General features: G+C 73.5%; 22 protein-coding genes. 7 read left to right on the forward strand and 15 right to left on the reverse strand.

Translation table 11 applies throughout. The features are described from left to right. The first annotated feature begins 49 nt into the window (after positions 1–49). A complete protein-coding gene (gene rocD, locus OG898_RS07590) occupies positions 50–1,255 on the forward strand; it encodes an ornithine--oxo-acid transaminase (RefSeq protein ID WP_266955793.1) in 1,206 nt (401 codons plus the stop codon). A gap of 16 nt (positions 1,256–1,271) precedes the next feature. Here the strand turns inward: rocD and OG898_RS07595 are convergent, their stop codons facing one another. Further along, positions 1,272–2,462 carry a glutathionylspermidine synthase family protein gene (locus OG898_RS07595; protein WP_250744057.1) on the reverse strand — a complete coding sequence of 397 codons (1,191 nt, stop codon included), beginning with the start codon at positions 2,460–2,462 and terminating at the stop codon, positions 1,272–1,274. Between the two features lie 6 nt (positions 2,463–2,468). Next, positions 2,469–2,786, reverse strand: coding sequence for a hypothetical protein (locus OG898_RS07600; protein WP_266955796.1), 318 nt, complete (start codon positions 2,784–2,786; stop codon positions 2,469–2,471). Between the two features lie 116 nt (positions 2,787–2,902). Here OG898_RS07600 and OG898_RS07605 point away from each other — a divergent pair, with 116 nt between their 5' ends. Then, positions 2,903–3,742 (forward strand): hypothetical protein, encoded by an 840-nt coding sequence (locus tag OG898_RS07605; RefSeq protein WP_266960124.1) that lies wholly within the window; start codon positions 2,903–2,905, stop codon positions 3,740–3,742. 169 nt (positions 3,743–3,911) lie between these two features. Here the strand turns inward: OG898_RS07605 and OG898_RS07610 are convergent, their stop codons facing one another. Next, entirely contained in the window at positions 3,912–5,330 is a 1,419-nt protein-coding gene (locus OG898_RS07610; RefSeq protein WP_266955798.1) for a PLP-dependent aminotransferase family protein, read from the reverse strand. A gap of 46 nt (positions 5,331–5,376) precedes the next feature. Between OG898_RS07610 and OG898_RS07615 the strand changes: the two genes are divergently transcribed. After that, the gene (locus tag OG898_RS07615; protein ID WP_250744062.1) at positions 5,377–5,865 is read left to right on the forward strand and encodes a carboxymuconolactone decarboxylase family protein; all 489 of its coding nucleotides are present in this window, start codon (positions 5,377–5,379) and stop codon (positions 5,863–5,865) included. 21 nt (positions 5,866–5,886) lie between these two features. Here the strand turns inward: OG898_RS07615 and OG898_RS07620 are convergent, their stop codons facing one another. Then, positions 5,887–6,309: a hypothetical protein gene (locus tag OG898_RS07620; protein ID WP_250744137.1), complete on the reverse strand. Its 423-nt coding sequence runs from the start codon at positions 6,307–6,309 to the stop codon at positions 5,887–5,889. On the opposite strand from OG898_RS07620, the gene OG898_RS07625 reads away from it, so the two are divergent. Beyond that, positions 6,296–6,721: a hypothetical protein gene (locus OG898_RS07625; RefSeq protein ID WP_266955801.1), complete on the forward strand. Its 426-nt coding sequence runs from the start codon at positions 6,296–6,298 to the stop codon at positions 6,719–6,721. The genes OG898_RS07620 and OG898_RS07625 overlap by 14 nt on opposite strands. A gap of 299 nt (positions 6,722–7,020) precedes the next feature. On the opposite strand, the gene OG898_RS07630 is transcribed toward OG898_RS07625, so the two are convergent. From OG898_RS07630 to OG898_RS07650, 5 genes are all read right to left on the reverse strand, one after another. Further along, positions 7,021–7,425 (reverse strand): hypothetical protein, encoded by a 405-nt coding sequence (locus OG898_RS07630; protein WP_266955803.1) that lies wholly within the window; start codon positions 7,423–7,425, stop codon positions 7,021–7,023. Further along, positions 7,415–9,118, reverse strand: a complete 1,704-nt coding sequence (locus OG898_RS07635) for a hypothetical protein (protein ID WP_266955804.1) — start codon at positions 9,116–9,118, stop codon at positions 7,415–7,417. Before OG898_RS07635 ends, OG898_RS07630 begins: the two co-directional genes overlap by 11 nt. 136 nt (positions 9,119–9,254) lie before the next feature. Next, positions 9,255–10,244, reverse strand: coding sequence for a malate dehydrogenase (locus tag OG898_RS07640; RefSeq protein ID WP_250744066.1), 990 nt, complete (start codon positions 10,242–10,244; stop codon positions 9,255–9,257). Between the two features lie 203 nt (positions 10,245–10,447). After that, positions 10,448–11,005 (reverse strand): DUF3017 domain-containing protein, encoded by a 558-nt coding sequence (locus OG898_RS07645; protein WP_266955807.1) that lies wholly within the window; start codon positions 11,003–11,005, stop codon positions 10,448–10,450. Then, positions 10,995–11,858, reverse strand: coding sequence for a bifunctional methylenetetrahydrofolate dehydrogenase/methenyltetrahydrofolate cyclohydrolase (locus OG898_RS07650; protein WP_254382492.1), 864 nt, complete (start codon positions 11,856–11,858; stop codon positions 10,995–10,997). The genes OG898_RS07645 and OG898_RS07650 overlap by 11 nt, the downstream gene beginning before the upstream one ends. 319 nt (positions 11,859–12,177) lie before the next feature. On the opposite strand from OG898_RS07650, the gene OG898_RS07655 reads away from it, so the two are divergent. Then, complete coding sequence (locus OG898_RS07655) at positions 12,178–12,825, forward strand: hypothetical protein (protein ID WP_250744069.1); 648 nt, start codon at positions 12,178–12,180, stop codon at positions 12,823–12,825. Between the two features lie 103 nt (positions 12,826–12,928). On the opposite strand, the gene purH is transcribed toward OG898_RS07655, so the two are convergent. Beyond that, positions 12,929–14,509 carry a bifunctional phosphoribosylaminoimidazolecarboxamide formyltransferase/IMP cyclohydrolase gene (gene purH / locus OG898_RS07660; protein WP_250744070.1) on the reverse strand — a complete coding sequence of 527 codons (1,581 nt, stop codon included), beginning with the start codon at positions 14,507–14,509 and terminating at the stop codon, positions 12,929–12,931. A 32-nt stretch (positions 14,510–14,541) separates the two neighbouring features. Further along, the gene (purN, locus tag OG898_RS07665; RefSeq protein WP_250744072.1) at positions 14,542–15,165 is read right to left on the reverse strand and encodes a phosphoribosylglycinamide formyltransferase; all 624 of its coding nucleotides are present in this window, start codon (positions 15,163–15,165) and stop codon (positions 14,542–14,544) included. A 262-nt stretch (positions 15,166–15,427) separates the two neighbouring features. Between purN and OG898_RS07670 the strand changes: the two genes are divergently transcribed. Next, entirely contained in the window at positions 15,428–16,123 is a 696-nt protein-coding gene (locus tag OG898_RS07670) for a hypothetical protein (RefSeq protein WP_250744073.1), read from the forward strand. Here OG898_RS07670 and OG898_RS07675 read toward each other — a convergent pair whose 3' ends face one another. Next, positions 16,124–17,728: a DUF6350 family protein gene (locus tag OG898_RS07675; RefSeq protein WP_266955812.1), complete on the reverse strand. Its 1,605-nt coding sequence runs from the start codon at positions 17,726–17,728 to the stop codon at positions 16,124–16,126. A gap of 230 nt (positions 17,729–17,958) precedes the next feature. On the opposite strand from OG898_RS07675, the gene OG898_RS36225 reads away from it, so the two are divergent. Next, positions 17,959–19,983: a helix-turn-helix domain-containing protein gene (locus OG898_RS36225; RefSeq protein ID WP_323182595.1), complete on the forward strand. Its 2,025-nt coding sequence runs from the start codon at positions 17,959–17,961 to the stop codon at positions 19,981–19,983. Between the two features lie 107 nt (positions 19,984–20,090). Here the strand turns inward: OG898_RS36225 and sucD are convergent, their stop codons facing one another. The 3 genes from sucD to OG898_RS07695 all read right to left on the reverse strand — a co-directional run bounded on the left by sucD (position 20,091) and on the right by OG898_RS07695 (position 23,664). Further along, positions 20,091–20,981, reverse strand: coding sequence for a succinate--CoA ligase subunit alpha (sucD, locus tag OG898_RS07685; protein ID WP_250744076.1), 891 nt, complete (start codon positions 20,979–20,981; stop codon positions 20,091–20,093). 21 nt (positions 20,982–21,002) lie between these two features. Next, complete coding sequence (gene sucC / locus OG898_RS07690; RefSeq protein WP_250744077.1) at positions 21,003–22,181, reverse strand: ADP-forming succinate--CoA ligase subunit beta; 1,179 nt, start codon at positions 22,179–22,181, stop codon at positions 21,003–21,005. Between the two features lie 319 nt (positions 22,182–22,500). After that, positions 22,501–23,664, reverse strand: a complete 1,164-nt coding sequence (locus tag OG898_RS07695) for a VWA domain-containing protein (protein WP_266955813.1) — start codon at positions 23,662–23,664, stop codon at positions 22,501–22,503. Positions 23,665–23,862: the final 198 nt, after the last annotated feature.

The following is a 23,862-nucleotide window of genomic DNA, read 5'->3' on the forward strand; positions in this document are numbered from 1 at the left end:
GAAGGTGACGCCACCCTCGTCACCGGCTTGACGGACGATCGGAGACCCCGTGTCGACAACTGCTGATGCCATCCGCTCCGCCGACGCGCACAGCGCGCACAACTACCACCCCCTGCCCGTCGTCGTCGCCACGGCGGAGGGCGCGTGGATGACCGACGTGGAGGGCCGCCGCTACCTCGACATGCTCGCGGGGTACTCCGCCCTGAACTTCGGCCACGGCAACCGCCGCCTGCTCGACGCCGCCCGCGCCCAGCTGGAGCGGGTCACCCTGACCTCCCGCGCCTTCCACCACGACCGCTTCGCGGACTTCTGTACCGAGCTCGCGGCGCTGTGCGGCAAGGAGGCGGTCCTGCCCATGAACACCGGCGCGGAGGCCGTGGAGACGGCGGTGAAGACCGCCCGCAAGTGGGGGTACGAGGTCAAGGGCGTACCGGACGGCCACGCCAAGATCGTGGTGGCGGCCGACAACTTCCACGGCCGCACGACGACCATCGTGTCGTTCTCCACCGACCACGACGCCCGCGACCACTTCGGCCCGTACACCCCCGGCTTCGAGATCGTCCCGTACGGGGACCTCACCGCGCTCGCCCACGCCGTCACCTCCAACACCGTCGCCGTGCTGCTGGAGCCGATCCAGGGCGAGGCCGGCGTGCTCGTGCCGCCCGCCGGATACCTGCAGGGCGTACGGGAACTGACGCGCGAGCGGAACGTCCTGTTCATGGCCGACGAGATCCAGTCGGGCCTGGGCCGCACCGGGAAGACCTTCGCGTGCGAGCACGAGGGGGTCGTCCCCGACGTGTACATCCTCGGCAAGGCGCTGGGCGGCGGGGTCGTGCCCGTGTCTGCGGTGGTGGCCGACCTCGACGTGCTCGGCGTGTTCAAGCCGGGCGAGCACGGCTCCACCTTCGGCGGCAACCCGCTGGCCTGCGCCGTCGCCCTGGAGGTCATCGCGATGCTGCGCACCGGCGAGTTCCAGCAGCGTGCCACCGAGCTCGGCGACCACCTGCACCGGGAGCTGAACCTGCTGGTCGGCGGCGGTGCGGTGACCGCCGTACGGGGCCGCGGGCTGTGGGCGGGCGTCGACATCGACCCGGCGCGCGGGACCGGCCGGGAGATCTCCGAGAAGCTGATGGGGCTCGGAGTCCTGGTCAAGGACACCCACGGGTCGACGATCCGGATCGCGCCTCCGCTGGTGATCTCCAAGGAGGACCTGGACTGGGGGCTGGACCAGCTCAGGTCGGTCCTCGGCGCCTGACGGGCCGGGACGCCCTCTAGAGGATCACGTGGGGCAGGAAGCGGGCGTACTCGTCCGTGACCGGCCCCGCCGATTCGCGGATGCCCAGGCCCGCCGCCTCGTCCTCGACGACCCACGCGCCGAGCACCACCCGGTTGCCGTCGAAGTCGGGCAGCGGGGCGAGGCCCTGGAAGACGTACGTCTCGTCCTGCTCCGGTGCGAACGGCTCGCCGCCCACCGGGTGCAGGGTGACGCCAGCGCCCTCGCGGCCCAGCAGCGGCTTCGCCGCGTAGCCGGTGGTCGTGGCGAGTTCGCGCGGGCCGTCCAGGTAGGCGGGCAGCAGGTTCGGGTGCTCCGGGAAGAGCTCCCACAGGACCGCAAGGAGCGCCTTGTTGGAGAGCAGCATCTTCCACAGGGGCTCGATCCAGGCGGTGGTGCCGGAGCCGCCGCCGTGGTCGTACGTGCCGAGGACCTGCGGGGCGAACTCGTCGGTGGCCAGCCACTCCCACGGGTAGAGCTTGAAGATCGCGCGGATGAAGCCGAGCTTCTCGTCCACGAACCGGCCGGACAGGGAGTCCCAGCCGATCCGCTCCACCGACAGCTCCCGCGTCTCGATGCCGGCCTGCTCGGCGGTCTCCTGGAGGTAGGCGACCGTCATCAGGTCCTCGCCGAGCTCGTCGGTCTCGGAGTGCGCGAAGTGCACCGGACCGGCCGGCAGCAGCTCCGCCTGACGGCGCCAGGCGTCGACGAGCCGCTCGTGGAGGGAGTTCCACTGGTCGGCGCCGGGGAAGCGCTCCTCCATCCAGAACCACTGCGGGCTGGCCGCCTCCACGAGGGAGGTGGGTGTGTCGGCGTTGTACTCCAGCATCTTGGCGGGGCTGCCGGTGCCGTCGTAGCGCAGGTCGAAGCGGCCGTAGAGGGAGGGCTGTTCGGCGCGGCGCCGCCAGGACTCGGCGATCAGCGCGGCGAGCTTCGGGTCGGTGATGCCGAGGTCGGCGAAGCGGTCGTGGTCGACGATGTGCTGGGCAGCCGCCAGGCACATGGCGTGCAGCTCCTCGACGACGTTCTCCAGCGCCTCGACCTCGGGGAGGGTGAAGGAGTAGTACGCGCTCTCGTCCCAGTAGGGGCGCAGGGAGTCGTCGGGGTAGCGGGTGAGGGGATAGATCAGCCCCTGCTCCTCGACGGTCTTCTGCCAGTCGGGGCGGGGCTCGATGGTGTGGCGCTTCACCCTGGATCAGCCGCCCGAGGAGCTCTTGTGGCTGCCGCCGATGCCGCCGCGGGTGACGGCGGACTTGTCGAAGCTGCCGCCGCTGACCTTGTTCTTCGCGACGGTGCCGCCGTAGTAGTACGCGCCGCGGCCGCCGCTCTTGCACTCCTTGGTGTTCAGCTTCTCCAGGGTGGCGCGGTCCGCGCAGCGCTTGTCGGGCTCATTGCTGCTGCCGCAGGCCACCAGGGCCGCGGCGAGCAGGCCCATGCCGCCGAGGGCGACGGTGCCGGAACGCATGCGGCGCGTGGTGCGCGCGGTGTCGGTGCTGCTACTGCTGCTGTCCATGGACTGTTCGCTCCCCCTGGGGTGGCCGGCTGCGCACAGACTAGAACGGCCGCCCCGGCCGACGGAATCCGGCCGACGCGGGATCCGTGACCTAGAGTCGGTTCGTGCTCATTGGGATGATTTGCGCGCTCGGTGCGGCGGTCTGCTTCGGCACGGCGTCGGTCCTGCAGGCGGTGGCGGCGCGGGCCGCGGAGCCGGGAACGGGCTCCGGGGTCGACACCGCCCTCCTCCTGCGGGCGCTGCGCCAGTGGCGCTATCTCGCCGGACTCGGGCTGGACGCGGTCGGCTTCGTCCTCCAGATCATCGCCCTGCGGCACATCCCGATCTACGCGGTGGGCGCGGCCCTCGCCGCCAGCCTCGCGGTGACCGCGGTGGTCGCGGCGCGGCTGCTGCACGTACGGCTGAGCGGGACGGAGTGGGGCGCCGTCGCGGTGGTGTGCGCGGGGCTGGTGATGCTCGGGCTGGCGTCCGGGGAGGAGGGCTCGGGCAAGGGCACGCTCGCGCTGAAACTGGGGCTGCTGGCGGTGGCCGGGCTGGTGCTGGTGGTCGGGGCCGTCGCGGGCGGACTGCCGGACCGCAGCCGGGCCCTGACGCTGGGTCTGGCCGCCGGGACGGGCTTCGGGGTGGTGGAGGTGGCGGTCCGGCTCATCGACGACATCTCGCTCTCCGCCCTCTCCAACCCGGCGTTCTACGCCCTCCTGCTCGGCGGCGGCTCCGCCTTCCTCCTCCTCACCTCGGCCCTCCAGCGCGGCTCGGTGACGGCGGCGACGGCCGGGATGGTGCTGGGCGAAACGATCGGCCCGGCGGCGGTGGGCGTGGCCTGGCTGGGCGACCGCACCCGCGAGGGCCTGACCTGGCTGGCGATCGCGGGCTTCCTGGTGGCCGTGGCCGGCTCCCTGGCCCTGGCCCGCTTCGGCGAACCCCCGGCGCAGCCGTCTCAGCCGTCCGCCGCTTGAGAACCGGGGTCCGGCCTTTTCAGCCGTCCGGCGCTTGAGAACCGGGGTCCGGCCTTTTCAGCCGTCCGGCGTTTGAGGACCGGGGTCTGGGGCGGAGCCCCAGGGGGTCCGGGGCGCAGCCCCGGGGAACGGTGGAAGGGCGGGTAGGGGACAGCCCCGCAGGGCCGCGTCACGGGAGCGCAGCGACCAGCGCCGCCAGCGTCGGCGCCCACGCACTCTGGGACGGAGTCCCGAAGCCGACGACCAGCGCCTCCCGCGGAGGCATCGTCGCATCCGGATGCCGGAAGAAGGACAGCGGCAGCAGCCCCAGATCCTGCCAGGCGGCCGACCGCAGCGCCGCCCGCTCCCCGCCCGGCGGAAGGTCCAGCACCGCGTGCAGCCCCGCGGCGATGCCGGAGACCGCCGCACGGTCCCCGACGGCCGCCACCAGCTCGTCGCGCCGCCGCCGGTAGCGCACCCGCATCCCCCGCACGTGCCGGTCGTACGCCCCCGACCGGATGAACTCCGCGAGCGTCAGCTGGTCCAGCGCGCTGGAGCTCCAGTCGGTCCGGCCCTTCACCGAGAGCACCTCGTCCATCAGCGGCCCGGGCACCACCATCCAGCCCATCCGCAGCCCCGGCGCCAGGGACTTGCTCGCCGTGCCCAGGTACACCACCCGGTCCGGGTCCAGCCCCTGGAGCGCGCCGACCGGCTGGCGGTCGTAGCGGAACTCCCCGTCGTAGTCGTCCTCCAGGATCAGCCCGCCCGTGGACCGGGCCCAGTCCACCGCCGCCGCCCGCCGCCCGGGCGTCAGCGCGGCGCCCGTCGGGAACTGGTGCGCCGGCGTCAGCAGCACCGCCCCCGCGCCCGAACCGGCCAGCTCGGTGGTGCGGGCCCCCGCCCCGTCCACCGCCAGCGGCCGCGTCCGCAGCCCGGCGCCGGTGAGCAGGTCCCGGTGCACGTCCAGCCCGTACCCCTCCACCGCCATCTCCCGGATCCGCCGCGCCCGCAGCATCCGCGCGAGCAGCAGCAGGCCCTGGCCGAAGCCCGCGCACAGCACGATGCGTTCGGGGTCGGCGTACACCCCGCGGGCCCGCGCCAGGTACCCGGCGAGGGCCTCGCGCAGCTCCACCCGGCCGCGCGGGTCCGCGTACCCGAAGGCCTCGTTCGGCGCCTCGGTCAGCGCCCGCCGGGCCGCCGCCAGCCAGGCGGCGCGCGGGAAGCCGCCCAGGTCCGGGGAACCGGGCTTCAGGCTGTACGAGGGCTGCGCGCGCACGGGGCGCCGTACGGGCACGGCCGCCGCGGGACGCCGTACCCCGCTCCCCGCCCCGGCCCCGACCCGGGCCCGCTCGGCGACCCGGGTCCCGGAGCCCTGCCGCGCGGTCAGCCAGCCCTCGGCGACGAGCTCGGCGTAGGCCTCGGCGACGGTGTTGCGGGCGATCCCGAGGTCCGCCGCGAGCGACCGCGAGGAGGGCAGCCGGGTCCCCGGGGCCAGCCGCCCGCTGCGCGCGGCCTCGCGCAGCGCCTCGGTCAACCCGGCCCGGACGCCGCGCCCGGGGGTCGGCTCCAGATGCAGGTCGGCACCGAAAGTGGCCCACGATTCCGTCATGGACATGGACCATATCGGCGGGCCGCCCGGCTCCTAGGCTGATGTCATGACCGACACCGAGAAGGCATCCGAACACACCCCCCGCATGCAGCTCGCGAAGCTCGCCCCGGAGTTCTACAAGGCCGCCGTGGCCCTGGACGCGGCCGCGGCCAAGGGGCTGGACCCGGCCCTGGTCGAGCTCGTCAAACTGCGCGCCTCCCAGATCAACCACTGCGCCTTCTGCATCGACATGCACTCCAAGGACGCCCTCGCGGCGGGCGAGGACGTGGAGCGGCTGCTGCTGCTCGGCGCCTGGGAGGAGTCGCGGCACTTCTACACGGAGAAGGAGCTCGCCGCGATCGAGCTGACGGAGGCCGTGACCGTCCTGACCGACGGTTTCGTTCCCGACGAGGTGTACGAGCGGGCCGCGAAGCACTTCGAGGAGAAGGAGCTGGCCCAGGTGATCGCCCTGATCGCCGCGATCAACGTCTGGAACCGCATCGGCGTCACCACCCGCCTGACCCCGGGGCACTACACCCCGGGCATGTACAAGTGACCCCCTCCCCGCGCCCGGCCGTCAGCCGCCCGTGGGGCGGAAGGCGGCCAGTGCGGCCTGGTGGTGGGACTGGGTGAGCGTCCACTCGGGCGCCGGGCCGGCCGTCAGGACGGCCCACTTCTTGCCGTCCCCGGCGACGAAGACCCGCTCCACGCCGCGGCGGCGGCCGTGTGACTCCGCGCTGTCGTACTCGTAGACCAGCTCCCCGCCCTCGGGGGCGCCCTGGGCCGGGCCCACGCGGATCTCCTCGTAGCCGGTGGTCTGGGCGCGCAGGTAGGTGGAGGCGCCCTGGACGGCCGCGAGCGGGGTCAGTTCGGGCTCGCTCACCTGGAAGATCTGGACCAGGGCGGTGCGGTCGGGAGAGCGGTAGAAGACCCCCGCGGCGGCCTCCTCCCGGAGCCACCCGGCGGGAACGGCGACGGTGAACCCCTTGGCGTCGCGCACGGTCTCGTGGGCGGAGTCGCTCGCGCTCGGGCTGGGCGTGGGGCTGCCACTGCCTGTCGGCGACGGGGAGCGGGTGGACGTTGCCGTGGCCGAGGGGGGCGGCGTCCCGTCCCCGCTCGGCGGGGCGCTGGACACCGTCGGCCCCGCCTGCGGCGGCTGCTCCCCGGTGTCCCGCGCCACGAACCACACGGTGGCCGCACCGATCGCGAGCGCGGCCACGGCGACGGCCGCCGTGGTCGGCGTCAGCCACCGCCCGCCGGCCCGCGGGGGCGGCGGCTGTACGGGGTGCACCGGCTGTCCGGGCTGCGGATGCGGATGCGGATACGCCGGGTACGCCGGATACGGGTACGGGTCCTGCGCCGCCCCCGGGCCGTATCCGGGAGCGGTGGCCGGGCCCGGGACCGGGCTGTAACCGGGAGCGGGGGCCGGGCCCGGAGCGGGTGCCGGCGCTGCACCCGAAGCCAGGTCGTGGCCCGGAGCAGGCGCGGGTGCCGGGCCGGGTGCCGCGCCCGGAGCAGGTGCCGGCGTCGGGCCGGGGGCCGGGGCGTAGCCCGGGGGCGGCGTGGGAGCTGGGGGCGGCGTGGGAGCCGGGGCGGGGGTCGGCGGCTGGGCAGGGGCCGGCGGCTGGGCGGGGCCCGGGGGCGGGTCGGGGTCCGTGACCCAGCGTTGGGTCGTGGGGTCCCAGCGGGGGGCGTTCTGCGGGGGCACGGGTCAGCCTCCCAGGGTGGTCAGGAGCCCGGCCAGGGCGGTCGCGGCGCTGACCGAGTCCACCAGCGGGGCCCAGCGTTCCAGGGCTCCGCGGAGCCGGGGGACCAGGCCGGGGCGGATCTCGTCGGCCCCTTCCAGTCCCTCCGCGACCCCGTCGAGCTCGGCGTCGAGCGCCGCCCTGTCCTCACCGCGCGGCAGCCGTACGAGGGCCGCGCGCAGCTCCAGTACGGCGTCGAGGAGGGCCTGCGGCCCGACGGTGTCCGTCCCCGCTCCCCCGTGGTGCACGGTGTTGGTGTTGTTGCCGCCGCCGATGCTGAACGCGCTGCCCGAGACATCGCCGATGCGGACCGCGGGCGTCTGCCCGGCCGCGCCCGTACCCGTACCCGTCACGCCGTCCTCAGTTGCCACCGGTACTCCTCTTGACCTTGGTGCTGTTGGTGTTGTTGCCGCCGCCGACGCTGAAGGCGCTGTGGTTCACCGACTTGATGAACACCCCGCCCTCGGCGACGTTGACCGCGCGCTGCGCGAACTCCTCGGTGTGCCAGCCCGCTTCGTGCAGCGCGAGGACGATGCCCCCGACGACCCGGTCCTCGATCGTCTTCAGGAACCGGTCCAGGTCCATCAGGTGGAACAGCGAGCCGTTGTCCTCGGAGGCCAGCTCGCGCACCGACACCCGCGGCCCCTCGGGCCGGGCCCCGCCGTGGCCGCCGGTGACGATCCGCCACCAGCTGGCCAGGCCGCGGCCCAGTGTGGCCGCGGAGGCCGCGAGGGAGCCGGGGGTGTGGCGCAGGGCCCAGACGGCCTTGCCGAACCCGCTGTTGTTGCGGTAGCGCTGGGCGTCCGCGTCCGCGTTGTGGAAGTCGGTCCGGACGGGCAGCAGCACGTGCGGGGCCACCTCCAGCATCATCATCCCGCCCTGCGTGTGGACCCGTACGAAGACGGTGACGACGAGGTTCTCGTCCCAGCCGCCCACCCGCACGCGCAGGAAGTGCCGGCGGCGCTCGCCGCCCTCCTCGATGGCGGCGGCCCGCTGCTCGCCGAACTGCCCGTGCACCACCTGAGCGGTGTCCCGGTGCGGCAGCCCGCCCGCGGGCAGGAACACGCACTCGTCCAGTACCAGTTCGCGCATCCGGTCGCCCACGGCGGCGGCCTGCTCCGGGGAGCCGTGCGGGGAGGGCACCCGCAGGCCCTCCAGGAGCGGCACGATCCGCGCCAGGATGTGGGCGTTGGTGACCGCGACCGGCTTGCGGTCGGGGCCGAGGTCCTCGCGCGGGCGCAGTTCCACGGACAGCTGCCAGGGCCGGAAGGGATCACCCGCCCCGCAGAACGGGTCGTTGACGTCGTACATGATCATCGGCGCGTGCTGCTCGGCCCGGACGCGCTGGCGGACCCGCTGGAAGCGGGCCCCCTCGGCGGCTTCGGCCTGGTCGTTCGCGTGGTCGGCGTAACGGCGCTCGGAGAGGTCGGTGGCGATCGTCCGGTAGACGTGTCCGCGCTGGAGGCCCACGACGGTGACCACCCCGGCGAAGACCACCGGCAGCCACCACAGGACGGCGGTGCCCGCGACGTCCCGGCCCGTCGGGGCGAACGGCAGGACGCCCCCTCCCAGCTCGTCCAGGGCGCTGAACAGCACGAGCCCGCCGAGGCCGAGGACGAACAGGACGAGGAGCAGCAGCCACCAGGCGTAGATCCGCACGATCACGGAGAGCACCCGCAGCGCCGGGACGTTCCGGGCGCGCAGCCAGTCGGCCAGGCTCAGCACCAGGAAGGGCAGGACCAGCGTGGCGAGGGCGCCGCCCGTGAGCAGGACGCCGACGAACCAGGCCCCGAGGACCCCGGCGGCCCAGCCCAGTTCGGCGCGGCGGGCGCGCAGCGCGTGGGCGAGGACCCTGGAGGCGTCGTAGCCGTAGGAGGGGGCGACGATCCGTTCCTCGTGGACGTACAGCTCGTCGATGACCCGGTCGCGGTACCCGGCGTCGAGGTACGTCCCCGCGCACAGGAAGCGACCGGCCTCGCTGAGGGAGGGGTGCACCGGGGGGCGGCCCGCGGAGGGACCGGCCCAACTGCCGTCGGGCTGCCGGGGAATCGCATTCTCGGTCACCGACCGACCCTAGGGTTCCCCTCCATGCGGCGACAGAACGATTCACGCCAAAGCGCCCCGGCCAGGTTTGGCCGGGGCGCTTTGGTGTTCGTACCGCTCGTACGGGGGCCTGCGCGGCCCGGCCGTACGAAGACGATCAGATCAGGCCGAGCTCGCGCACCGCGTCGCGCTCCTCGACGAGCTCCGCCACGGACGCGTCGATGCGCGCACGGGAGAACTCGTTGATGTCCAGGCCCTGGACGATCTCGTAGCGGCCGTCCTTCGTGGTGACCGGGAAGGAGGAGATGATGCCCTCCGGGACGCCGTAGGAGCCGTCCGACGGGATGCCCATGGAGGTCCAGTCGCCCGCCGCGGTGCCGTTGACCCACGTGTGCACGTGGTCGATGGCGGCGTTGGCGGCCGAGGCGGCCGAGGACGCGCCGCGGGCCTCGATGATCGCCGCGCCGCGCTTGGCGACGGTCGGGATGAACTCGTCCGACAGCCAGGCCTGGTCGTTGACCAGCTCGGCGGCGTTCTTGCCGGCGATCTCCGCGTGGAAGATGTCCGGGTACTGGGTCGCCGAGTGGTTGCCCCAGATGGTCAGGCGCTTGATGTCGGAGACGGCGGCGCCGGTCTTGGCGGCCAGCTGCGAGATCGCGCGGTTGTGGTCCAGGCGGGTCATCGCGGTGAAGCGCTCGGCCGGTACGTCCGGGGCGGCGGCCTGCGCGATGAGCGCGTTGGTGTTGGCCGGGTTGCCCACGACCAGGACCTTGATGTCGTCCGCGGCGTGCGCGTTGATCGCGGCGCCCTGCGGCTTGAAGATGCCGCCGTTGGCGGAGAGCAGGTCACCGCGCTCCATGCCCGCGGTGCGCGGACGGGCGCCGACCAGCAGCGCGACGTTGGCACCCTCGAAGCCCTTGTTCGGGTCGTCGAAGATGTCGATGCCGGCGAGCAGCGGGAAGGCGCAGTCGTCGAGCTCCATGGCGGTGCCCTGGGCGGCCTTCATGCCCTGGGGGATCTCCAGGAGGCGGAGCTTGACCGGCACGTCCGCGCCGAGCAGGTGGCCGGAGGCGATGCGGAAGAGCAGCGCGTAGCCGATCTGGCCGGCGGCGCCGGTGACGGTGACATTCACGGGAGTGCGGGTCATGGCCTTCTCCGTTGGGCAGCTGGGGGTGGGGCGTCCTTGCCCCATGTGCTGGGAGGACGCCGCTCCGTGGCCCGGTAAATCTTGACGTGAAGAGACATCCGCGGTCAGGCTATCCGACCCTGGAACACCCCAATCCCCCGCCCCGTGTGGCGCGGGGCACACGGGGCGTCCCCCCGGGTGGTGCCCCGGGGGCCCCGGGAGGCTCAGCGGACCGTGAAACGGACCACGGTCTCCATGAACGGGATGTCCAGACCGTTGGGTTCCATGACCAGCGCGAGCAGCGTGATCGCCACGCCCAGCAGGCCGTACGTGACCATGTCCGTGAAGCGGGAGCGCACCGCGAGCATGCCCACGGAGGGCAGCACCCGGCGCATCACCGAACCCGCGATCATCGCGATCCCGATCAGCAGGCAGCCGCCACGCGGATGGCCCACGGCGGTGAGCAGCAGTCCGGCCGCCGTCGCGGCCAGGACGGCCAGCATCGGCCACTGCCGGGCCGGAGCCGGGGCGTCACCGGGCGCGGCCCGGCCGCCGCCCTCGGGACGCGCGGTGTCCCGGGTGACGGAGGGGAAGCGGCGCGACTTGGCCCCGTCCGCCTCGTCGGTGTCCGCGGACCCGGGGGTCTGCCCGCCGTCGCCGTCGCCCTTCCTGGCCCAGCTCGGCACCGGGCGCGGGGCCGCGGAGGCGGCCGCCCTGCTGGGAGCGGGGGTCCGGGCGGGTTCGGGGGCGGTGCCGGGCTCCGGCTCGTGCTCAGCCGGCACGGGGAACCGCCCGCTCGGCGGCCTCGACCACGTTGACGAGCAGCTGCGCCCGGGTCATCGGGCCGACGCCGCCCGGGTTCGGGGAGATCCAGCCGGCCACGTCCGCGACCCCGGGGTGCACGTCCCCGACGATCTTGCCGTTCTCGTCGCGGCTGACGCCGACGTCGAGCACGGCCGCGCCCGGCTTCACGTCCTCCGGCTTGACCAGGTGCGGCACGCCGGCCGCCGCGACGACGATGTCCGCCTGGCGCAGCAGTCCGGACAGGTCGCGGGTACCGGTGTGGCACAGGGTCACGGTCGCGTTCTCGGACTTGCGGGTGAGCAGCAGGCCGATGGACCGGCCGACGGTGATCCCGCGGCCGAGGACGACCACGTGCGCGCCGTTGATCTCGACGCCGTGGTGGCGCAGCAGCTGGACGATCCCGTACGGGGTGCAGGGCAGCGGGCCCGGCTCGTTCAGGACCAGCCTGCCGAGCGACATCGGGTGCAGGCCGTCGGCGTCCTTCGCCGGGTCCATGAGCTCCAGGACGCGGTTGGTGTCGATGCCCTTGGGAAGCGGGAGTTGCACGATGTAGCCGGTGCACTCCGGGTTGGCGTTCAGCTCCCGCACGACCTCCTCGATGTCCTCCTGGGAGGCCGTCGCGGGCAGTTCGCGCTGGAGGGAGGCGATGCCGACCTCGGCGCAGTCCTTGTGCTTGCCGTTGACGTACCAGCGGCTGCCCGGGTCGTCGCCGACCAGCAGGGTGCCGAGGCCCGGGGTGATGCCCCGGGCCTTGAGCGCCGCCACGCGGGCGGTCAGTTCGGACTTGATCGCGGCTGCGGTGGCCTTGCCGTCGAGAATCTGGGCGGTCATGGACCCATCCTCCCGGATGGAGCGGCCGCGGATCCAGTCGCGGCCCCCGTACGACCGGTCCGGCCTGCCGCCTGCCCTGCTTCGGGCCGCCTTCGCGGCGTCTTTCGTTCCGGGTTCGTGCCGCCTTCGTTCCGGGTTCGTTGCACTTGCACAACAAGTGCCGGGCGGACGGCGCCCCGGCTGGACAAGCCCGGTCCGGCCGGACGACGATGCGGGGAACGTAGTGCCGCGGGCAGTGCCGGGGGGCGGGCCGCACGACTTGCAGTGACTCCTCCGCGCGTGCCGTGCGTCCCCGCACTTCCACGGAGGAACACCCCAGATGAGCTTCGGCGACCCGAACAACCCGTACGGGCAGCAGCCGCAGGGCGGCCAGCCCGCCTACGGCTATCCCCAGCAGGCACCCCAGGGCATCCCGGCCCAGGGCGGCTACGCCTACCCGCAGCAGGCCTACCCGGGCGTCCCCGGCTACCCGGGCTCGCCGATGCCGATGCCGGGCGGAGTCAAGGGGGCGCGGGTCATCCTCTGGATCCTCGGGATCCTCCAGGCCCTCGGCGGCGTGGCCGTCATCGTCATCGGTGCCGTGTTCGCCTCCGAGTTCACCGACTCCGGCTCCAGCTCCAGCTACTCGTCGAGCGACGCGGGCGCCGCCCTGAGCATCTTCTTCGTCGTCATCGGCATCGTCGTCGTCGGCATCTCGCTGTGGCCGATCCTGACCGCCGCCAAGCTGGCCAAGGGCCGCGGCGGTGTGCGCGTCTCCGGCATCATCTTCGGCTCGCTCCAGACCTTCTTCGCCGTGGCCAGCCTGATCATCAACATCGTGACGCTCAACGGCATGCACGAGTCCGGCGGCGCCCCGCTCCTGATCTCTACGATCCCCGCCCTGGTCTCGCTCGGCCTGGGCCTGTGGATCCTCATCGGCCTGGCCAACTCGGCCGCGGGCGAATACTTCCGCCGCCCCCAGTACTGAGACGCAGTACTAGGACGCGGCACCAGGACGCATGACACGGCGAAGGCCGCCCACCGCACTGCTGCGGTGGGCGGCCTTCGCCGTCTGCGGGTGAGCGCCGGACTCAGTGGAAGAAGTGCCGGGTCCCGGTGAGGTACATCGTCACGCCCGCCGCCTTCGCGGCCTCGACGACCAGCTCGTCGCGCATCGAACCACCCGGCTGGACCACGGCCTTGATGCCGGCGGCCGTCAGGATCTCCAGCCCGTCCGCGAAGGGGAAGAAGGCGTCGGAGGCGGCGTACGAGCCCTGCGCGCGCTCGGCGCCCGCCCGCTCGACGGCCAGCTTCGCGGAGTCGACGCGGTTGACCTGGCCCATGCCGACGCCGACCGAGGCGCCGTCCTTGGCGAGGAGGATCGCGTTGGACTTGACGGCGCGGCAGGCCTTCCACGCGAAGGCGAGGTCGGCGAGCTCGTCGGCGGAGAGGGCCTCGCCGGTGGCGAGCGTCCAGTTCGCCGGGTCGTCGCCCTCGGCCTGGACGAGGTCGCTCTGCTGGAGCAGCACGCCGCCGGAGACCGGCTTGAGCTCGGCGGGCTGGTGCGGGGTGCCCTCGACCTTCAGGACGCGGATGTTCTTCTTCTTCGCGAGGACCTCGACGGCGCCCGGCTCGAAGTCGGGGGCGACGATGACCTCGGTGAAGATCTCCGCGACCTGCTCGGCGAGCTCGACGCTCACCGGGCGGTTGACGGCGATGACCCCGCCGAAGGCGGAGACCGGGTCGCAGGCGTGCGCCTTGCGGTGGGCCTCGGCGACGTCCTTGCCCACGGCGATGCCGCACGGGTTGGCGTGCTTGATGATCGCGACGCAGGGCTCTTCGTGGTCGTAGGCGGCGCGGCGGGCCGCGTCGGTGTCCACGTAGTTGTTGTAGGACATCTCCTTGCCGTGCAGCTGCTCGGCGTTGGCGAGCCCGCCCGGCTGACCGTCCGTGTACAGCGCGGCCGCCTGGTGCGGGTTCTCGCCGTAGCGGAGGGTGGACTTGCGCTCCCAGGCGCCGGCCAGGAACTCGGGGAGTACGGCCTCCGGCTCCGGGGCGTACGCGTTCGTGAACCAGGAGGCCACCGCGACGTCGTACGCGGCGGTGTGCTGGAAGGCCTCGGCCGCGAGCCGCTTGCGGGCGGTGAGGTCGAAGCCGCCGCCCTGGGCGGCGGCGATGACGGCGTCGTAGCGCGCCGGGCTGGTGACCACGGCCACCGAGGGGTGGTTCTTGGCGGCGGCGCGGACCATCGAGGGGCCGCCGATGTCGATCTGCTCCACGCACTCGTCCTCGGTGGCGCCCGACTGCACGGTCGCGAGGAAGGGGTAGAGGTTGACGATCACCAGGTCGAAGGGCTCGACGCCCAGCTCGGCGAGCTGGTTGCGGTGGTCCTCCAGGCGCAGGTCGGCGAGGATGCCGGCGTGCACGCGCGGGTGCAGGGTCTTGACCCGGCCGTCCAGGCACTCGGGGAAGCCGGTCAGCTCCTCGACCTTGGTGACGGGCACCCCGGCGGCGGCGATCTTCGAGGCGGTGGAACCGGTCGAGACGAGCGCGACACCCGCCTCGTGCAGACCGCGGGCCAGCTCTTCCAGGCCCGTCTTGTCGTACACGCTGATGAGCGCGCGCCGGATCGGGCGCTTCGACGCGGCGAGGTCCTCGCCCTCTGCGGTCACGGTCTCTACGGTCCCTGCGGCCTCTGCGGCGGTCACTGGATTGTTACCTTTCGTCCCTCGATGCGGTAGCCGTGCCGGGCCAGGCGCCCCACGACGTCGACGAGCAGCTCGCGCTCGACTTCCTTGATCCGCTCATGGAGAGCGGCTTCGTCCTCTTCGTCCCGGACCTCGACAACACCCTGGGCGATGATCGGACCGGTGTCCACGCCCGCGTCCACGAAGTGGACGGTGCAGCCGGTGACCTTCGCGCCGTAGGCGAGGGCGTCCCGTACGCCGTGGGCACCCGGGAAGGCCGGGAGGAGGGCGGGGTGGGTGTTGACGAACCGGCCGCCGAAGCGGCCGATGAACTCGGGCCCGACGATCTTCATGAACCCCGCCGAGATCACGAGGTCCGGCGCGTGCGCGTCCGTGGCCTCCGTCAGGGCGGCGTCCCACTCCGCACGGCTCGCGTACGCCTTGACCGGGCACACGAAGGTCGGGATCCCGGCCTTCTCGGCGCGCTCCAGGCCGGCGATGTTCTCGCGGTCGGCTCCCACGGCGACGACTTCGGCGCCGAAGCCCTCGGATCCGCCGGGGTGGGCGTCGATGGCGTCGAGCAGGGCCTGGAGGTTGGTGCCGGATCCGGAGACCAGCACGACCAGGCGGGAGGCGGCCATGGGAGGCCCTTTCTCGTCGAGCGGGGGCGCCTCCCGGAGCGAACCGGGGGCGCGTCGTTCGTCTTGTGCGATCGCATGAAAATTCGGGTCCCCGATATACGGGGGACCATACGAAGCCACCGACCGCCTGCAACGATACCGGCACACCGGACGGCCCCCGAGGGACGGGGGGACGGGTGGGCGGTAGCGTCTGGCGTACACGCCGTAAACAGGCCTCGGACGTCCCAGCGGCGTCCACGACACAGGGGATGAAACACACCCGATGCCGGACCGCCCCCAGCCCGACCGCCCGACCGACGACAACCCCTTCGCGGCGCCCCCGGAAGGCCGGCCCGATCAGCTCTGGGAGCCGCGCGCCGGCGGTGACGGCGGCGACCCGCAGAAGCCAGGGGCGGGACCGGGCGCGGACCCCGGGTCGGGACCGGCTCGCTGGGACCCCACGGACCCGATCCAGCGGCGGGCCCGGTACGCGCTGCTGGCCGGCATGTGGGGCTTCTTCTTCGGGGTCTTCGGCATCCCGTCGATGGGGCTGCTGCTGGGCGCGCTCGCCCTGTACTGGGGGATCAGCGCACTGCGCGGGGTCCCGGCGAAGCCGTCCGGGGACGGGGCGCAGGACGCCCCGCGCACGACGGGCGCCACGGCGGCGGACGTGGGTACGGGTACGGGCCGAGGCGCCCGCACGGACGCGGACGCCGCTGCCGACGCCGCTCCCGGCGCGGCCCGGGGCGGACTGGCGGCACTGGGCGCCGCCGCCCGGCCCCAGCGGACGGCGGCCGCGAGCGGCCTCGTGACCGCTTCGCTGGCGATCCTGCTGGCGCTGTCCTCGTACGCGGTGCAGCTCACGTACAAGGACTTCTACGTCTGCAAGCAGGACGCCCTCACCAAGCCGGCCGAGCTGCAGTGCAACGACCTGCTGCCGGACAACTTCATCGGCAAGATGCTCGAGGTCCAGCGGTAGCTAATCGATCGGGGCGGCCCCTTCGGGCTGCCCCGGGTCCGTTTCCGGGCCCGCTTCCGGCCCCGACTCCGGCTTCCGGCGGGTCAGGACGCGGGCTCCGGTCACCGGCGGGACGAGCGGGGACGGGCTCGGGGGCGGCGGAAGGGACGTTCCGGCGGCCACGAGTGCCCCCGGTCCAGGTACGGGCGTGAGCGTCAGCGCCGGTGGCGGCTCCGCGGGCAGTGCGGGGATCGGGATCGGGGTCAGGTCCAGCTTGAGGCCGGGCATGACCAGCACGGGACGCTTCGGCGGGGCGGACACCGGCCGGGCCCCTTCCTCCGGGACCCGGGCCGCGGGCGGTGCGGCGCCCTCCTCCGGTGTGCCGGAGAAGTCCGGGATCAGGGTGCCCGCCGCACGGCGCAGGGCCGCCCAGCGGACCTCCCGTACGCCGCTGTCGTGCCAGCCGTCCTCCGAGCCCTCGCCGGTCAGGCCCTTCGCGGGCCGGTTCCGCCAGGCGTGCACGGTGACGGCCAGCGGGACCGCGAGGACCAGGGTCCAGCCCAGGGCCGCCCCGCCCGCCTGCCACCACACGGGGCCGAAGGCGGCCAGCTCCCGGGATCCGAGGGGCCCCGCCGAAGCCGCGGCGAGGGCGGCCGTCGCCAGGGCGCACACCAGGGAGCCCAGGGCCGCCGTGAGCGCGGTCTCCCCGTACGAGACGTCGCGTGCCCGGCGCACCGCGAACCAGCCCACCGCCAGCCCGGCCGCCACCGGCACCGCGCCGACGGCCCAGGTCAGCGGCGTGCCGGGACCCTCCGCGGGCAGCGCCGCGAGCAGCGGGAAGCCCGGCAGCGCGGCCGAGCCGTCGAAGCCGAGCGGGGTCGCGGCAGCTCCGGTGCCCAGCGCGAAGCCGGGACCGAGAGCGTAGGAGGCGCCCCAGACGACCGCGTTCGGGATCAGCGCGAGGGCCAGCAGCAGCACCGCGAAGCGGCCCGACCAGACCCCGGTCAGCGCCGCGAACGAGCCCTGCACCTCCGACCCGTGCCAGGCCAGCGAGACGCCGACCAGCAGGGCCCCGCCGCCGAGGAGCACCAGCACCCCGCCGGCGCCGGCCCGCAGCGCGAGGGCGTAGCGGGGCCGGGTGAGCCGGCCGGGCAGCGGACCGGTCAGCTGGCCGAGCGGCCTCCCCCGGGACTCCCAGACCCCGCCCGCGGCGGCGAGGGCGGCCACGACCGGGAGGTGCCGGGCCGCGCTGAGCGGGTCGGCGGGCATCGGCCCGGAGGCTGCGTAGACGACGGCCAGGGCGCCGACCCCGAGGTAGCCGCAGAGCACGGCGGAGAACACCACGCCCGCGGGCAGCGGCTCCGCGCCCCGGTCCTCCTGCGCGGCGCTGCCCAGCCGGGCGGCGCGCCGGATGAGCAGGGCGGGCAGGGCCACCAGCAGCAACGGGGTCAGGCCGACGGGGGCGGGCACCCCGGAGAGGGTCTCGTAGCGGACGAGTTCGGTCCCGTGGGCGAGCAGCCACAGGCCCGCGGCGAGGTGCAGGGCGCCGCCGGGGCCGCTGTCGGGGAAGGGGGAGCTGATCCACAGCACGATGACGAGCACGGCGAGGAAACCGAGCCCCAGCACTGCGGCGACGGCGCCACCCACGACACACGCGGCGGCCGCCGGTGAACGACGCCGTACGGGGGCCCTTGGGGGCGTGGGCAACGAGGTCCCGCGTTCGGTCACTTGGGTCACCCCGCCATGGTGCCAACGACACGCGCTATGGGCGGGTAACAGGCGAATGACCGTGGTGTCGCTCAATATACGTTTATGTACTTTTTCGGTCAGGGCGTCCGGGTCGCGGGGAGTCTGGCATGACACAAAGCGTCACGGAGCTGGGTCTCCCCACCCCGAAGGAACGCCGACGCCTGCGCGAAGCGGCCGATCTGACGCACGAAGAGGTCGCGGCGGCGGTGGGCGTCACCTCGAACACGGTCCGCTCCTGGGAGACCGGCCGCACCCACCCCCGGGGCCGCAAGCTGGAGGCCTACTCCAAGCTCCTGACCCGGCTGTCCGCGGACGGCTCCCCCGGCTCCGCCCCCTCGGGCCCCACGGCCCGGGCCGACGGCTCGGCGGCCCCGGAGGGCCCTGACCGGGGCAAGGGCACGGACACGGGCACCGGTTCCGCCTCGGACTCCCCCTCGGGTTCCGCCGGCCCCGCGCAGGGCCGGGGCGACGGCACCGGGGCGGCAGCGGTCGCCGACGGTACGCCCGCCCGGCCCCTGCGGCCCGCCTGGGCCAACGGGACCGCCACCCCCCTGGCCGACGCGCCCGCCGCAACCGGCCCCGCCGGGGCGGCCGCGGACGCGGCGTCAGGCCCGGGCGCGGCGCCCGGCGGCCGGCGCGACAGCGCCGCGGCGGACTCCGCGGAGTCCGGCTCCGAGGACGCGGCGGAGGCCGCCTGGGCGGCAACCGGCGCCGCTCCCGCGGATGCGGACACGGCGTCAGCCGCCGACGCCCCCGAGGGCCGGTTCGGGCTGCGCATGATGCGCGGACTCACCCGGCCCGTCGGCGCGCAGACCCGGCCCAAGGCCGCCGCCAAGCGGGCCGCGAAGCCCCCCGTCGGGATGCCCCGGCACGAGGCGAAGTCCCCGGTCAAGGCCGGGGCCGCCGCGGGCGGCCACGGCGGAGGCGGCCGCGCAGCCCTCCGCCCTGGCAGCCCCCTCCCCCCGGGCACCGGTACGGGCACGGCCCCTGACACCGGCTCAGACCCCGCAGCGCACTCCGGGCCGCGCTCCGGGAAGACCTCCGCGCCGGACACCGGGCCGGGCCGGGTGCGCCCCGCCGATCCCGCCACCCCGACGGACACCACCGGCGCGGGCTCCGACCCCGCGTCAGTGGACGCGAGGACGCCCGGGCCTGACGCCGCATCGGACTCGGCATCGGGCGCCGCGCCGAACTCCGCGCCGACCGGCAAGGCCACCCGACCGGCCGAACCCGCGGCAGACCCCGGCGAGCCGGGCGGCCCGGCGGCGGAGGCCCGTACCGCCCCCCAGGACGCCCCGGGCGAGGACACCGCCCCGGCGGTGTCGGCGATCGACGCCTTCGAGGCCCTCTACGACCGCACCGCCCCCGCCCTGACCCGTCAGGCCTACCTCCTCACCGGCCGCCACGCCCTCTCCTGCGAGGCCGTGGAGCGCGCCTTCCAGCAGGCCTGGGAGCGCTGGCCCGAGGTCGCCACCGATCCCGATCCGGTCGGGTGGGTGCGCGCGGCCACGTACGAGTACGCGCTCTCCCCCTGGCACCGGTTCCGGCGGTCCCACCGGCATCCCGACGAGCCCCCGGCCGACCCCGCGGACCGCGTCCTCCTGGACGCGATGCTCGCACTGCCCCCGGCCCACCGCCGCACCGTGCTGCTCTACGACGGCGTCGGGCTGGACCTCCCCGACACCGCCGCCGAGACCGAGGCGTCCACGCCGACCGCCGGCAACCGGCTCGTCAACGCGCACGCCGACCTCGCCGACCAGCTCCCCGAGCTGGACGGCGTACCGCCCGCGAAGCAGTCCGCGGTGCTGCGCGAACGGCTCGGCACGCTGCGGCCCGCGGGCCGGCTGGAGCCGCGCGCGGCAGGCGTCGTACGGGTGGCCGGCGAGCACCGCAATCGGCTGTGGACGCGTGCGGTGGTCGGGGTGACGGCCGTCATCACCGCGGCGACGGCCTACACCTGGGTGACCGCTCCGACCGAGTACGAGCCTCCGCGCGCGCCCGGCGCGAGCGTGTCGGGCGTGCCCCCGCACAGCGGCCCGCAGCAGCTCACGGACGAGGGCCGGCAGCTCCACGACAAGCTGCTGTCCGATCCTTCGGCCGGGCCCTCCCGGATCTCGCCGAGCCTCGAATAGCGGTACGCCGGGCATCCCCCGCATACGGAAACGGGCGTGGCCCGCACCCCTCGCAGGGTGCGGGCCACGCCCGTCTGCACGTACAGCCGAAGGCTGCTGCTTACTGCTTACTGCGCGGCGTTCAGGATCTCGCGCGCCAGCTTCGCGGTCTCGGTCGGCGTCTTGCCGACCTTCACGCCCGCGGCCTCCAGGGCTTCCTTCTTGGCCTGTGCGGTGCCAGAAGAACCGGAGACGATCGCACCGGCGTGACCCATGGTCTTGCCCTCGGGGGCGGTGAAGCCCGCGACGTAGCCGACGACCGGCTTGGTGACGTTCTTCGCGATGAAGTCCGCCGCACGCTCCTCGGCGTCGCCGCCGATCTCGCCGATCATGACGATCAGGTCGGTGTCGGGGTCCGCCTCGAACGCCTCGAGGGCGTCGATGTGCGTGGTGCCGATGACCGGGTCGCCACCGATGCCGACGGCGGAGGAGAAGCCGATGTCACGGAGCTCGTACATCATCTGGTAGGTCAGCGTGCCCGACTTGGACACGAGACCGATGCGGCCGGGCTTGGTGATGTCGCCCGGGATGATGCCGGCGTTGGACTGGCCGGGGGTGATCAGACCCGGGCAGTTCGGGCCGATGATCCGCGTCTTGTTGCCCTTGCTGGAGGCGTACGACCAGAAGGCGGCGGAGTCGTGCACCGCGATGCCCTCGGTGATGACGACGGCCAGCGGGATCTCGGCGTCGATCGCCTCGACCACGGCGGACTTGGCGAACGCCGGCGGGACGAAGAGGACGGAGACGTTGGCGCCCGTCTTCTCCATCGCCTCGGCGACGGAACCGAAGACCGGGACCTCGGTGCCGTCGAAGTCGACGGTGGTGCCGGCCTTGCGCGGGTTCACGCCGCCGACGATGTTGGTGCCGTCAGCCAGCATCAGCTTGGTGTGCTTCATGCCCGTGGCACCGGTCATGCCCTGGACGATGACCTTGCTGTCCTTGTTGAGGAAGATAGCCATGTGAGTCTGTGACCTCTGCCCTTACTTCGCAGCCGCGAGCTCGGCGGCCTTGTCGGCCGCGCCGTCCATGGTGTCCACGCGCTGAACCAGCGGGTGGTTGGCGTCCGAGAGGATCTTGCGACCCAGCTCGGCGTTGTTGCCGTCGAGGCGGACGACCAGCGGCTTGGTGACCGCCTCGCCCTTGTCCTCGAGCAGCTGCAGCGCCTGGACGATGCCGTTGGCGACCTCGTCACACGCGGTGATGCCACCGAAGACGTTGACGAAGACGGACTTGACGTCCGGGTCGCCGAGGATGATCTCGAGACCGTTGGCCATGACGGCGGCGGAGGCGCCACCGCCGATGTCCAGGAAGTTGGCGGGCTTGACCCCGCCGTGGTTCTCGCCGGCGTACGCGACGACGTCGAGGGTGCTCATGACGAGACCCGCGCCGTTGCCGATGATGCCGACCTCGCCGTCGAGCTTCACGTAGTTGAGGTTCTTCGCCTTGGCGGCGGCCTCGAGCGGGTTCGCGGCCGCGTGGTCCACGAACTCCTCGTGGCCCGGCTGGCGGAACTCGGCGTTCTCGTCGAGGGAGACCTTGCCGTCGAGCGCGATGACGTCGCCGTTGGCGACCTTCGCGAGCGGGTTGACCTCGACGAGGAGCGCGTCCTCGGCGATGAAGGTCGCCCACAGGGTCACGAGGACCTCGGCGACCTTCTCGGCGACCTCGGCCGGGAACTGCGCCAGCGCGACGATCTCGCGGGCCTTCTCGATGGTCACGCCCTCGTTGGCGTTCACCGGGACCTTGGCGAGCTTCTCCGGGGTCTCCTCGGCGACCTGCTCGATGTCCATGCCGCCCGCGACCGAGGCCATGGCCAGGAAGGTGCGGTTGGTGCGGTCGAGGAGGTACGAGACGTAGTACTCCTCCAGGATCTCCGGAGCGGTCTCGGCGATCATCACCTTGTGGACCGTGTGGCCCTTGATGTCCATCCCGAGGATGTCCGTCGCCCGGGCGACGGCCTCGTCCGGGGTGGCGGCGAGCTTCACGCCGCCGGCCTTGCCGCGGCCGCCGACCTTCACCTGCGCCTTGACGACCGACTTGCCGCCCAGCCGCTCCGTGGCCTCGCGCGCCGCCTCAGGCGTGTCGATCACTTCACCGGCCAGCACCGGTACACCGTGCTTGGCGAAGAGGTCCCTCGCCTGGTACTCGAACAGGTCCACGCGCGTCCGTCCCTTGTCTTCAAAGATTCGCAGTGATTCGCGGTTGTCTGCTATCTGCGTGGGCGTGCCGCGGAGGGCAACGTGACGGCGCTGTCACAAGGAAGGCGCACACGGTGACCGTGGACGCGGCATGTCCGTCCCGCAGGTTATCCCCGTGGGACGTAGGTCCCTAAATCGCAGATCACACCTGAGCGGTGATACCTGTCACAGATCGCCTCACGGTTGAACTGCATCTTCGTGCGATCCGCCGATGTACGGCCGCCGCGAGGCCTCTCCTACGGGGCTGCGCGCGGCGGTGCCCGCCGGGTCACGGGACGGGTCACGGGACGGGCAGGGGCCGCTTCTCCAGCGCCGCGGCCATCACCTCCGGGAACAGGTCGGGCGTGCAGGCGAAGGCCGGGGCGCCGAGTGCGGCCAGGGCGGCGGCGTGGTCCCGGTCGTAGGCGGGCGCCCCCTCGTCGGACAGCGCGAGCAGCGCCACGAACTCCACCCCCGCCGCCTTCATGGCCGCGACCCGCTTCAGCATCTCGTCGCGTATGCCGCCCTCATAGAGATCACTGATGAGGACGACGACGGTGTCGGCGGGGCGGGTGATCTTCGACTGGCAGTAGGCGAGCGCACGGTTGATGTCGGTGCCGCCCCCGAGCTGGGTGCCGAAGAGCACGTCGACGGGATCGTCGAGCTGGTCGGTCAGATCCACGACAGCGGTGTCAAAAACAACCAGCCGGGTCGCGATCGAACGCATCGAGGCCAGCACCGCCCCGAAGACGGAGGCGTAGACGACGGAGGCCGCCATCGAACCCGACTGGTCGATGCACAGCACGACCTCCTTCTTCACCGCCCGCGATGCGCGGCCGTACCCGACCAGCCGCTCGGGGACGACGGTCCGGTACTCCGGCAGGTAGTTCTTCAGGTTCGCCCGGATGGTCCGGTCCCAGTCGATGTCCGCGTGCCGCGGCCGGCTGATCCGGGCGGACCGGTCGAGCGCGCCCGTCAGCGTGGCCCGCGTCCGGCTCGCGAGCCGCTTCTCCACCTGCTCGACCACCTTGCGGACGACGGCGCGGGCCGTCTCGCGGGTGGTCTCGGGCATGGCCTTGTTGAGGGAGAGCAGGGTGCCGACGAGGTGCACGTCCGGCTCCACCGCCTCCAGCATCTCGGGCTCCAGCAGCAGCGCGGACAGGCCGAGCCGCTGGATCGCGTCCCGCTGCATGACCTGCACCACGGAGGTGGGGAAGTAGGTCCGGATGTCCCCGAGCCAGCGCGCCACATGGGGCGCGGACCCGCCGAGCCCGGCCGACCGCTCCCCGGCCCGCTTGCGCCCCCCGCCACCATCAGCCCCGTAGAGCGCCCCGAGCGCGGCGTCCATCCCCGCGTCCACCCCGCTCAACGCGACTCCGGTCCCCTCCCCCTCTCCCCCGCCCAACACCATCCGCCACCGCCGCAACCGCTCCGCGCCGCCGTCACTCACGTCTGCCCCACCCATCTGCCGTACCTCCCACTCGCGACCCGATCCCGCCCACCAGCGCCAGCGCCGCCACACGGGGCGAAGCCCCCGACCCACCCCTCACCGCTGCGCGGGGCTGCTCCCCTACCCGCCCTTCCACCGTTCCCCGGGCTACGCCCGGACCCCGCGCGTCAAACACCGGCGAAGCTGGATTCGGCCGACGTCAGCGAAACCCAG

It is taken from the genome of Streptomyces sp. NBC_00193 (genome assembly GCF_026342735.1).
Taxonomy (GTDB): domain Bacteria; phylum Actinomycetota; class Actinomycetes; order Streptomycetales; family Streptomycetaceae; genus Streptomyces; species Streptomyces stoeckheimensis.